Origin of the sequence: Dyadobacter sp., from assembly GCF_017744695.1 — a bacterium.
Classification (GTDB): domain Bacteria; phylum Bacteroidota; class Bacteroidia; order Cytophagales; family Spirosomataceae; genus Dyadobacter.
The window spans coordinates 112,464-124,567 of record NZ_JAGIAS010000005.1; the positions used below are offsets into that span (position 1 = coordinate 112,464).

Sequence of the window (12,104 nt, forward strand, 5' to 3'; positions counted from 1 at the left end):
TGGAGGAAAGGGAGAAAAGGGAGGATGGTGTCCCTTTACTCCTTCCTCCCTTACCTCTATCTTCTATTCTTCCTGGGAAAAGATCAAAGCCGAATACGGCGGGATTTGTAACGACGCGAATTGCCCGCAGCCATCCATTTCGCCGTCCATAGTGTCTACATCGAAAACGCCCAGATTCGAGAAATCGGCGTCGTAATATTCGTTGTCGCTATTGAACCGCAGGTTCCATTTGCCTGCCCGGGGAAATCCGACTTTGTAATCCGAGAAAGTTTCGGTTGAAAAGTTGAATACGACCACCACACTGTCTTTCGGGCCGCCTTCGTCCCAGCGGTGCATCACGATCACTTTTTTCTCATTATCCTGCCGGATAATACCGACATTCTGGCCTTGAAGGCCTTTGGTGACGCCAAACCAGTTTCGGCGGATGTGGATCATGTCACGGTGCAAGGCCGCGAAGCCGCTGAATTTTTCGAGCCTCGACCAGTCGATCGGGTCGCTGTCGGAAAACCATTTGTCTTCCAGCAATGGCTGTCCCTGGAATATCATCGGGATGCCGGGCGAAGTAAGTACCAACGCAACGCCCAATGCCGCCCGCTTTTTGGAATACCAGTTATTTACATCACCATCGGCAATTTCCTCTGCGACGCGCGCCTTTCCATTAGCTACCTCGTCATGTGATTCGGTGTAGATAATCCGCTGGAAAGCGTCGGAATTGTAGCGGTTGGTAATGGCTGCGACGACGCTGTCCATATTGCGGTCCTGGTCGTTTGCCGTAATAACAGCGTCGCGGATAGAATGCACAAATTCCGCATCCCACTGTGACCCATAGCCCAGGCCGCCATTTTCGACCGAATTGGTGATGAAATCCAATGAATGCATATCCTCGGCAATGGTAATGCAATTGCCACAGCTGTCGCGAATGTCCTTGTTGATCCATTGCATGAGCGAAATGCCTTCTGCGATGTCGTCCCCGGGATTGCCGTTGGCTTTTACGTTGCGTATGTAGGGCACCATGTCCATGCGCAGGCCGTCGATGCGATAATCGCGGAGCCACATCAGGGCATTGTCGTGAATGTACTGCCGCACTTCACCGCGACCGTAATCGGGGCGGGTATTGCCCCAGGGTGTTTCGGAGCGCCAGTCGTTGTAAAAGTAAATGCCTCCGCCATCGTTTTCCTGCCAGCCGTCGAACTGCCAGAGATCGAGGTCCGACGGGCCGAAATGGTTGTATACCACGTCGAGGACTACGGCGATACCCGCTTCATGCGCGGCTTTAACAAACGCTTTCAAGCCGTCCGGACCACCGTAGTCGGATTCAATGGCAAAGGGATTGGCAGGGTTATAGCCCCACGACCTTGAACCGGGAAATTCGGAACAGGGCATCAGCTCTACCGCATTGAAACCCATGTCTTTTAAATAGGGAATGCGCTCGATAGCCGTGTAGAATGTGCCGACCTGCCCTTGCTGCTTTACATTAAAAGTACCAACATGGAGCTCGTAGATAACCAGCTCATGCCAACCGGGCATTTGGAAATTTACATCCTGCCAGTCGAATGACTCGTGGTTGTAAACAATGCAGTTACCTGCGGAATTGGTCATTTTCAGCGCGTAAGGATCGTTGCGGTAGAGCTCGCCGGCAGGTGTTTTGAGGACGAATTTGTATTCATCCCCCTCCTTTGAATTTTCAACCAGCGCACCCCACATGCCATTCTCTTCCGGTTGCAGTGGAGTGGCGGTACTATTCCAGTTGTTGAAACTTCCAATGACCGAAACGCTTTCGGCGTGTGGCGCCCATACACGGTAATAAACTCCTTCGGGATGGCAGGTGGCGCCCATGCCTTCATAATGTTGCTCGGTTTCGGCTACGTCGGTTTCGAGGTTTTCCATATTTGGTTTTCAGATTATTATTTTATTTTTGAAATGAACTGCTGACGTATATGCGCAAAATGCATGCCAGGCGTCGGCGTCCACAAACTCAACCAACACACTATATCATGCAACCATCCTCCGACGCAGAGAAAATCTGCATTCTCGCATTAATGCATACCCCCGGCATCGGGGCCGTGACGATCCGCCAACTCATCAGCTACTGTGGCAGCGCTTCCCAGGTTTTTCATGCGGATTACAAAAAGCTTATCAAAATTCCGGGTATCGGCGACAAGATCGTGAAGGCCGTTTTGGGTAAAAACACTCTGGAACTGGCGGAAAGAGAGCTCTCGCAATGCCGCAAGACCGGAACGCAATTACTTTTCTTCAACGAGCCGGAATACCCGGCGCGCCTCCGGCCGCTTTACGATGCGCCAATTGCTTTGTACGCCAGAGGGAACACGGATTTTAACTGGCCGCGTACGGTAGGTATCGTAGGCACCCGGAAAATCAGCGAGTACGGGAAGGCCGTGACGGAAAATATCATTCGCGACCTGGCGCCGTACCAGCCGCTTGTGGTCAGCGGACTGGCCTATGGTGTGGATATCACTGCACACCGGCATTGCCTGCGTAACAACATGGCGACGCTGGGTGTTATGGCGAGCGGGTTGGATGTGATCTATCCGGCGGTCCACCAGCGGACTGCTCTTGAAATGCAGGATAATGGAGGGATCGTCACGGAAAACGCGTTGGGGACGAAGCCGGATTTTATGAGATTTCCGGCGCGCAACCGAATTATTGCGGGGCTCAGTGATGTTACCATAGTAGTGGAATCGGGGCGTACCGGAGGGAGCCTGATTACCGTCGAGTTTGCACAGAACTACCATCGGGATGTGTTTGCAGTACCGGGTGCTATACATGAGCCGCAATCGGAAGGCTGCAACTTTCTGATCCGCGACCACAAGGCCTCGATTTTTACTTCGGTGGCGGATATGGCCGAGGCGCTGGGTTGGGGAGAAGGAATGCCCGAAGCGAGGCAGGTGGATATTTCCGATCAGACGGCGATGACTTTCGAGGGTTTTACACAGGACGAAGGCCAGGTTCTCTCACTGTTAAAACAGCGGGGAGCCATGCAGATCGATGAGCTCGCATGGCAATCGGGCATTCATTTGAACCGGCTGGCTACGCTGCTGTTAAACCTCGAATTCCAGGGGATGGTCCGGTCGATGCCGGGCAAGAAATACGGGTTGATTTAAATGCATGGATAAAAGTATCATTCAGTTAATTAAGGAAGGGGAGGGGCTCACCACCGAGTTCAAGAGGACGATAGACAGTCCTTTCAAGATTGCGAAAACCATTGTTTCCTTTGCCAATACCTCGGGAGGAAACCTGCTGATCGGTGTGGCGGACCATGGCGCCATTATGGGCGTGCAATCGGAGTTGCGGGAGTTGCAAAAGCTTGAAAAGGCGCTTGTCAAACTCATTGAGCCGGAATTGGTGGTACAGATCAAATCGGAAAACCTGGACGGCAGGAAAGTTTTGCGGGTGACCATCCATGAAAGTGAGGATAAGCCCCATCACGCATTGAATGAAAAAGGCGAACGCATTATTTACATTCGCGTGAAGGATAAAAGCATGCCTATTCCAAGGCTGTTGCTTTACAACGGAACTGATTCGGAGACAGAAAAACTGCTGGCTACGCGCCACGTCAAAACGTTGATCACCCACCTTAAAGAAACCGATTCGGTAACCGCTAAGGCGTTTTCAAAAATCATCAATATTTCCGAAAAAAGGGCGGAACGGATGTTACAGGACCTCGCCGCGCGGCAGGTCTTGCTCAAACTGTCCAAAGGAAAACCCGAAAGTTTCAGTCTGAAATGGACGGAATAAAAAAGCGGCTGGTTATCGGATTCCCGATCGCCAGCCGCACTAAAATGGCATAGGTTGATTAGTTGATACCTATCAATTCCAGTTCAAAAATAAGGTCCTGTCCCGCCAACGGGTGGTTGGCATCGAGCACTACGTAAGCGTCGGTAACTTCTCTCACAACAACCGGGATCACCTGGCCGCCGTCCTGGTGCATATTCAAAGTGCCGCCTACTTCCAGAGGAATGTCGGCAGGGATTTGTGCACGGTCGAATTGGATGATCATTTCGTCGTTCACCGGGCCGTATGCTTCCGCATTAGGGATATGGATGGTTTTTTTTGCGCCGATTTCCATGCCCGTTACGCCATCGTCGAATCCTTTGATCACCTGTCCGCTTCCCAGCGTAAAGCTCAAAGGCTCACGTCCTTCGGAGGAATCAAAAAGTTGTCCGTCCGGCAGGGTACCCTTGTAGTGTACCTGCACTTTGTCACCAGCCTTTGCCTGACTCATAATTCTATATTTAGATGGTTTAAAAAAGCAATCGTGAAAACTTCTCTCACGAATGCATGAGAATGAAAATTAGTATGCCCGGGCAAAAACAACACGTCCTTTGGACGGCTTACCTGAGTAAATGCAAACGCCCTCTTCGGCTTCCTGGTTCAGAGGGATACAACGGATGGTCGCTTTCGTTTCTTCCTTGATCTTCTCTTCGGTCTCGGAAGTACCGTCCCAGTGCGCGAGGATAAACCCGCCTTTGGTATCGAGGATATTGTTGAATTCTTCGAAAGAGTCCACTTTATAGGTATTCTCTTCGCGGAATTGCAATGCCTTTTTGTAAATAGATTCCTGGATGTCGTTGAGCAGGTTCTGAACGTAAGCGGCAATGCCTTCGACCGAAACCGTTTCTTTGGTTTTGGTATCGCGGCGGGCTACTTCAACCGTACCGTTTTCGAGATCGCGGCCTCCCATAGCCAGTCTCACGGGAACACCTTTCAATTCATACTCAGCGAATTTGAAGCCTGGCTTCGCATTGTCGCTGCTGTCGTATTTGACACTGATACCCAGTTTTTTCAGGTCTTTCGTGATCTCCGCAACTTTTTCGGAAATCTGCGCAAGCTGTTCGTCGTTCCGGTAAATAGGAACGATCACCACCTGGATAGGCGCCAGTTTCGGAGGCAGCACGAGGCCAGCGTCGTCGGAATGCGCCATGATGAGCGCACCCATCAGACGTGTACTTACACCCCATGACGTTCCCCAAACATAATCCAGCTTGCCTTCCTTATCCTGGAATTTTACGTCGAATGCATTCGCGAAGTTCTGGCCCAGGAAGTGGGAGGTACCGGCTTGCAATGCTTTTCCGTCCTGCATCATGGCTTCGATACAATAAGTATCTTCGGCCCCGGCGAAACGTTCGTTAGGTGTTTTCACGCCTTTGATCACGGGTACCGCCATCCATTCTTCGGCAAACTGCGCGTATACTTCCAGCATTTGTTTCGTTTCGGCTACCGCTTCCTGCGCTGTCGCATGCGCCGTGTGGCCTTCCTGCCAAAGAAACTCGGCTGTACGCAGGAACAGGCGCGTACGCATTTCCCAACGCACGACATTCGCCCATTGGTTGATGAGCAACGGCAGGTCACGGTACGACTGGATCCAGTTCTTATAAGTACTCCAGATGACCGTTTCCGAAGTCGGGCGCACGATTAGCTCTTCTTCCAGTTTCGCTTCCGGGTCAACGACCACGCCTTTGCCGTTCGGGTCGTTTTTGAGGCGATAATGCGTTACTACGGCACATTCCTTGGCAAATCCTTCCACGTGCGAAGCCTCCTTGCTCAGGTACGATTTCGGGATGAAAAGCGGGAAATAGGCATTGGTGTGGCCTGTTTCTTTGAACATGTCATCCAGCGCGCGCTGCATTTTTTCCCAGATAGAGTACCCGTACGGTTTGATCACCATACAACCTCTTACCGGTGAGTTTTCGGCCAGGTCGGCGCGTTTCACTAATTCATTGTACCATTCGGAGTAGTTTTCACTTCGTGTTGGCAAGGCTTTACTCATTACTTTGTATTATTTTGGAATTGAAATGGAGTATTACGTTAATCCAGGCCTGTTTTTCAAGGGAGTTGCAAAGATAGTTTTTTATGTTAACTTTGGAATTAATGTATAGTTACGGACGTTTACTTCGCAGGGAGAATGCGTTTTATACCTATATTAGCAACAAACTTTTAATCCTTAAAAGCCATGAGTATGTTCAATAAAGCAAAATATTTGTCTTTGCTGGTGCTGTTGGGAGCTTGGGGATGTACTTCAAATCAGTATGCATCACGCTCGGGCGGCGGATATGATGATCTCTACGGGGGCAACTCCGGCGGAGGCCTCGTATTGGCGGACCGGGGAGGTGATCAGGAAGTATCCCGTTCGGACAACCCGGACTACACCTATACAGGCAAGTATTCCGAAAACGGCACAGCGGACTATTACGACGAAAATTACCTTTCGTCCAGAGTCGTAAAACGCCAGGTATCGACAGACGTGGGCTATAATGCCGGTTTTGTCGACGGCTATAATTCAGCCAGTTTCAATAACCCATATTACGGCGGTTTCGGATCGTACTGGCCCGGCAGCTATGCAGGCCTGTCGCTCAACTTCGGTTACGGCGGGTTCAGGATGCGTCCTTCCTTTGGATTCGGCTTCGGGTCGATGATGGGGTACTCACCATGGGGTTATTCGCCGTGGGGCTACGGCAGCATGCTGAGCTATGGTTATGATCCGTTTTACAGCCCGTGGGGGTATAGTCCTTGGGGGTATAACAGCATGTACGGCTGGGGTGGAGGTTACTACGATAGCTTCTACGGCGGCTACGGCTATTCACCATGGGCTTACAGCCGTCCGGTGATCGTGATCAACAATTCCGACAGAGGCTATACCAGAACCTACGGTCCGCGGGTAGTGGATGCCAGCAGGAACCGCAGCAGCGAGCGTTACAATTCCAACTTCGTAAACTCGTCGCGTACCCGTTCCGAAACCGCCACAAGGGGAAGCCGCGACGGTGGTCGTGTGATCTCAGGCGATACTTATTCTTCACCAAGGTCGGAACGTTCAGGCCGTGGTAATGCAGTAGCAAATGGCGGAAGAACCAGCGCTGAATCTTACGGTTCACGGGTGGTGGATGGCGGTAGTGGTAATGTGTATTACTCGCGTCCTCGTTCGGCTAATTCGAGCAATTACTCTTCTGAAAGCGGCAACACCAATGGCGCAAGCTATTACTCGTCTCCACGCTCTTCGAGAGGCTCATCCTCTTCTTCTTACAGTGCACCGTCGTACAGCACTCCATCGAGAACGCAGGATTACGGAACGCCAAGCAGGAGTTATTCAAACCAAAGAAGCGATTCATACAGCGCTCCGACCCGGACTTACAGCCAGCCGTCGTATAGCGCTCCTTCAAGAAGTTACAGCGCCCCATCCAGCGGTGGCGGCGGTGGCGGCGGAAGTTCAAGCCGCTCTTCGAGAGGTCCAAGATAATTTACAACTATCCTGAAAAAGAGATAGTCATGTCAAACCCTGCAAGATGTCATAATTTTGCAGGGTTTTCGTTTAAATTGTATTGAAATAAGTATCAACTGCCATGTCGAAAACATACTCAGGAATTGCGCTCCTCTTTTCGCTGCTCACTTCATCAGCGGCATTTGCACAATACGCTACCGACGCACTTCGCTATTCAGAAATCAACCAGAATGGTTCGGCGCGCTTCCAGGCGCTGGGCGGAAACCACGCTGCCATTGGTGGCGACGCCAGCTCTATTTACGGAAACCCGGCTGGCCTGGGATTCTATAACCGATCGGAATTTACACTAAGCCCGGCCGTAACGATTGCCGGCACGAAAGCCAACTACCTCGGCAACGAGGATGAGCAACACAGCAGCCTGGTTAACTTTCCACAGGCTTCGGTCGTGTTTGCAAGCCAGCCGGGATTTCAGCGGAAGTGGAAGCGATCGTCATTCGGTGTTTCATTCTCCCGCCAGCAGTCATTCCAAAACGGTTACCTGTATGGCGGACGGAACAATAACAGTGCTTATATCGACAATGTGTTGGAGACTGTCAACAATGCGAGCCCTCCTTACACCGTCGATGAGCTTGAAAAAGGCTTGAAAAACGATGCTGCGGGCAATCCGATCGCCAACTCGATTCCGGTAGCCTACTATCAGATGTACCTGATCAACCCTACGACCACCTCGGGGCCTCCTTTCACGGCGATCGATGGCCAGAGTGTCGTGGATCAGTCGGGCGATTTTACTTCCAAAGGCGCGACTTCGCAATGGTCATTTGCTTATGCCGGTAACCTGGACGACAAATTTTACCTGGGTGGAAATATCGGGTTCAGCAGGATCAAATACGACTACTCGTCCCGGTTTAGCGATGACTATGTAAATAGCCCTTCGCTGACCTATATTGATCAATTTGAGGACTTTAAAGTTCGTGGTAATGGATTCAATGCCTCATTGGGTGCTATCTACAAGTTCAATCCGATGTTCCAGATCGGCGGAACGCTGATCAGTCCGACTATTAGTGCGATCAAAGAAACATTTAGTCAGAGTGTAGCCGCGGGCTTTGTGGGCGGGAAGGTAAAAGATGCCGATGGAAAACTGATCACGCCACCGTATACTTCGCTTCCTATTGCAGCAAACGACTTTGAATACACGCTGATTGGTCCGATGCGCGGCAATTTGGGCGGTACCGTGTTCTTTCAAAACAAAGGCTTTGTGACCGCTACCGTGGAATACGTTGGTTACAGCGGTATGCGGGCGACAACAAGTTTTCTGGATGCCGACGGTAACCGCGACTTCAAGAACAACACAAAAGCGGAAATCAAAGATACGTTCCGTAATACCGTCAATTTCCGATTGGGAGGAGAGCTAAGGGCCAATATCTTCCGTGCGCGTATAGGTGGTGCCTACATTGCTGACCCTTATCTTGACCGTACGGATGGCATTGATCGAAGCAAACTACTGTTCTCAGCGGGCGTAGGTGTGCGCAACGATCGCTTCTTTGTGGATTTGACAGGTACATTTACCACTTACAAATCTGCTTATACGCCGTATTATCTTAATAATCCCAGCAACTACGCATCGGTTGAAATCACTAACAAGCCTGTCAACGTAATGCTTACGGGTGGCGTATTTTTCTGATCTGTATTAATATTTAAAACAGAAAACCTGCTCGTCGCAGGTTTTTTGTTTTATAGCAGAGGCGTAAGGACTTCGAGCAAGTGGCTGACGTCTATTTCTCCTTTCAATGTGAAATCAGCTTGCGAATAATAAGGCAGCCGGTCGGTAATGCGGTTTTGCAGCGTGTCGACGAGCGAGGTGGCGCCGGAGAGAATAGGGCGGTCGTCTTTGCCGTGATTTTCGATTCGCCTGGCCAGATCTTCGGCTGGAACGTCGAGAAAAATGCTGACGCCCATTTCTTTAATCACGTCCATATTGTCGAAAAAGCAGGGCGTGCCGCCGCCAGAAGCAAGCACAATGCCTTTTTGTGTAGAGGTTTCCTTCAAAATCCGGCTTTCGACTTCCCGGAAATATGCTTCTCCTTGCTGCGAGAAAATAGCGGAAATTTCCATTCCCTGGTCTTTCTCGATCAGCTTGTCGAGGTCTACAAATTGGTAATTCAATGCGCGCGCGAGCTTTTTGCCCAGCGTGGTTTTGCCGGAAGACATCATCCCGACGAGTATTATATTCTTCATCTGATTGGGTGTCAGTCACATTATTTGACAAGGGCTACCACTTCTTCGGCAGTCGGGGTGTCGTTGTAATGCCATTTGCCTTTCACAATCCCATCTTTCAAAAGCCAAAGGCCAGGGTTTGAGCGTGAAATGGTTTTCAAAACCGTCGCATCTACATAATAATAGGGAGCGGTGAGCTGATGCTGCGAGAGGAAATTCTCGATGTCGGCGCTGTTGCCGGAAGTGAGGATGACCGGCTCCACGCCCTTGCCTTTCACGGCATTGATCAGCTTATTGATATCCGGCAATGCGGCAGTATTAATATCGGTGAGGCTTTTGATGATCAGAAATAGCTTTTTGCCCTGAAAAGTACCTTCGGTGAAATCACCAGCATCATTCCATACTTTATAATCTGTGATTTTAGGCTTCGCATCCTCATTTAATACCACCATTTCCTTGAATTTCAGGGTAGTATCGCTTGGGTACTGCTCATATTCAAGTGTTTTGCCGTCTTTTTCAAATATATATTGATAACGTAGCGGCTCGGAAGGCTTCATTTGCGCGGGAATGCTGGCGCCCACACGGTAAGGCAGCAAATCCATAATAGGTAAATGACGCAACGAATAAATGGCGATGCCTAGTGAAACCAGCGTGGAGATAACGACAATAATGCCCGTAGGGTAGGATTTGAACTTCTTTCGGTAGTATACGATCACCAGAATCAGTATCAACAAGAATATATCCTTGCCAAACGAGGTCCATGGCGTAAGTTTAATGGCCGCCCCGAAACAGCCGCAATCGGTAACTTTGTTGAAGTAGGCCGAATAGAATGTCAGGAATGTAAAGAATACAATGATCGCCAGCAGCAGCCAGGAAATGGTCTTTGGCTTGTAGGCTACCAGCAATGCGATACCCAGGACAACCTCCGCCGTACAAAGGAACACCGAAAAATACAGCGCCAGCGGTACCAGGGCCATGAAGAAATCATGCAGTGCAGGAAGGTCGGTGGCGAAGACCTCGAAATATTCTTCCAGCTTATATTGCGTTCCGATCGGGTCGTTCAGCTTGATGATTCCGGAGAAAATGAAGAGTAATCCTACTAGGACTCGTGAGATCTGGGCAAAGATTTTCATTGCAAACTGGACGGCGGTTTGGGTGTGTCTTTGTTAGTTGGTCTGTAAGGCATTCGATTTGATCAGGCAGAATACCGAATAGTTGATAATATCCTGGTATCCCGCTTTTACACCCTCTGAAACGAGCGTAAGTCCTTGATTGTCTTCGATTTGTTTGATCCTTAGCAGTTTCATGAGAATGATGTCGGTCATGGAGCTCACACGCATGTCGCGCCACGCCTCGCCATAGTCATGGTTTTTATTAAACAACAATTCTTTCACTTCGTTCACCTGAGAATTGTAAAGAATTGTTAATGCTGAATCGTCGATGTTCTGGTTTTGTTCCACCGCCGCGATCTGGATTAGCGCCATTACGCAATAATTGATAATACCGATGAATTCGGAAGACACGTCCTCATTCACTTTCTGCACGCCCTTGTCCTGGATAGTGCGGATGCGCTGGGCTTTGATGAAGATCTGATCGGTAATCGACGGGAGCCGAAGGATACGCCAGGATGTTCCGTAGTCCTTGTTTTTTTTTGTAAAAAGATCTTGGCAATACTGAATGATTTCCTGATATTCCGATTCTGTGGATTTCACTGTTTCAAATGAGTTAGAGACTTTCAGACGGTAGGAAGAGAATGCTTTGATATTCATTCCTTTGCCTGTTTTTGAAAAGAATTTATGTTGCAAGTTAGTAAAAAAACGCTCAATATCCGGGGCGCGCTGCTCGATCTGTCGGCGCCTGTGGTAATGGGGATTATGAATATCACGCCCGACTCGTTTTACTCCGGGAGCCGGGTTGTCGCGATGGATCAGATCGTTGAAAAGGCCGGTCAGATGCTTTCCGAAGGTGCCGGCATGATCGACATCGGCGGCTATTCTACGCGCCCGGGTGCGCGTGAGGTGAGCGCGGAGGAGGAGGGCGACCGCATTGAATCTGCCGTGGAGCCATTAGCTAAATTTTTCCCCGACCTCATCATTTCTGTTGATACCTTTCGGGCCGAAGTAGCCGAACGGGGTATTCGCAAAGGCGCACATATTATTAATGATGTGGCCGGCGGAACGCTCGACGACGCGATGTTCGAAACCGTCGCCCGCCTGCGCGTGCCGTACATATTAATGCATATGCGCGGGACGCCGCAAACCATGAACGACCTGACGGATTACGAACGTCTTGTGCCGGACATCCTCAGGGATTTAAGGCGGAAAGTGGCAGTATTGCAAAGTAAGGGAGTCGCCGATCTGATCATCGATCCGGGTTTCGGGTTTGCGAAAACCATCGCGCAGAATTTCGAGCTGACGCGGGAGTTGAAACAGTTCCAGTTGCTGGGATACCCGGTGCTGGTGGGGATTTCGCGCAAGACGACAATTTACAAAACCTTGCATATTTCGCCCGAAGAAGCGTTAAATGGAACAACGGTGCTCAACACGCTGGCATTGGAGCGTGGAGCGTCGATCCTGCGTGTACACGATGTGAAGCCTGCCGTGGAAGCGGTAAAACTGTGGATGGCCGCAGGTAACTATCCGAATTAAAATAGTAA

Annotated in this window: 11 protein-coding genes; 5 read left to right on the forward strand and 6 right to left on the reverse strand. The window is 50.1% G+C overall.

Going from position 1 to position 12,104, the window contains the following annotated elements; genetic code table 11:
- Positions 1-63: 63 nt before the first annotated feature.
- Positions 64-1,887 carry an alpha-amylase family glycosyl hydrolase gene (locus tag J7619_RS18865; protein ID WP_291201971.1) on the reverse strand — a complete coding sequence of 608 codons (1,824 nt, stop codon included), beginning with the start codon at positions 1,885-1,887 and terminating at the stop codon, positions 64-66.
- 107 nt (positions 1,888-1,994) lie between these two features.
- Between J7619_RS18865 and dprA the strand changes: the two genes are divergently transcribed.
- On the forward strand, positions 1,995-3,122 hold the full coding sequence (gene dprA, locus J7619_RS18870; protein WP_291201975.1) for a DNA-processing protein DprA: 1,128 nt from the start codon (positions 1,995-1,997) through the stop codon (positions 3,120-3,122).
- A gap of 4 nt (positions 3,123-3,126) precedes the next feature.
- On the forward strand, positions 3,127-3,756 hold the full coding sequence (locus J7619_RS18875; protein WP_291201978.1) for a helix-turn-helix domain-containing protein: 630 nt from the start codon (positions 3,127-3,129) through the stop codon (positions 3,754-3,756).
- A 58-nt stretch (positions 3,757-3,814) separates the two neighbouring features.
- Here J7619_RS18875 and J7619_RS18880 read toward each other — a convergent pair whose 3' ends face one another.
- The gene (locus tag J7619_RS18880; RefSeq protein WP_291201981.1) at positions 3,815-4,243 is read right to left on the reverse strand and encodes a peptidylprolyl isomerase; all 429 of its coding nucleotides are present in this window, start codon (positions 4,241-4,243) and stop codon (positions 3,815-3,817) included.
- 69 nt (positions 4,244-4,312) lie between these two features.
- On the reverse strand, positions 4,313-5,788 hold the full coding sequence (proS, locus tag J7619_RS18885; protein ID WP_291201984.1) for a proline--tRNA ligase: 1,476 nt from the start codon (positions 5,786-5,788) through the stop codon (positions 4,313-4,315).
- 189 nt (positions 5,789-5,977) lie between these two features.
- On the opposite strand from proS, the gene J7619_RS18890 reads away from it, so the two are divergent.
- A complete protein-coding gene (locus J7619_RS18890; RefSeq protein WP_291201987.1) occupies positions 5,978-7,252 on the forward strand; it encodes a hypothetical protein in 1,275 nt (424 codons plus the stop codon).
- Between the two features lie 103 nt (positions 7,253-7,355).
- Entirely contained in the window at positions 7,356-8,915 is a 1,560-nt protein-coding gene (locus tag J7619_RS18895) for an OmpP1/FadL family transporter (protein ID WP_291201990.1), read from the forward strand.
- Between the two features lie 50 nt (positions 8,916-8,965).
- Here the strand turns inward: J7619_RS18895 and J7619_RS18900 are convergent, their stop codons facing one another.
- Genes J7619_RS18900 through J7619_RS18910 form a run of 3 tightly spaced genes read right to left on the reverse strand, consistent with a single transcriptional unit; the run spans position 8,966 to position 11,217 of the window.
- Entirely contained in the window at positions 8,966-9,469 is a 504-nt protein-coding gene (locus J7619_RS18900) for a shikimate kinase (protein ID WP_291201993.1), read from the reverse strand.
- Positions 9,470-9,489: 20 nt separating this feature from the next.
- Entirely contained in the window at positions 9,490-10,581 is a 1,092-nt protein-coding gene (locus J7619_RS18905; protein WP_291201996.1) for a BT_3928 family protein, read from the reverse strand.
- Between the two features lie 33 nt (positions 10,582-10,614).
- Positions 10,615-11,217, reverse strand: a complete 603-nt coding sequence (locus J7619_RS18910; RefSeq protein ID WP_409012748.1) for a DUF1599 domain-containing protein — start codon at positions 11,215-11,217, stop codon at positions 10,615-10,617.
- Positions 11,218-11,244: 27 nt separating this feature from the next.
- Here J7619_RS18910 and folP point away from each other — a divergent pair, with 27 nt between their 5' ends.
- Positions 11,245-12,096, forward strand: coding sequence for a dihydropteroate synthase (folP, locus tag J7619_RS18915; RefSeq protein ID WP_291201999.1), 852 nt, complete (start codon positions 11,245-11,247; stop codon positions 12,094-12,096).
- Positions 12,097-12,104 lie beyond the last annotated feature (8 nt).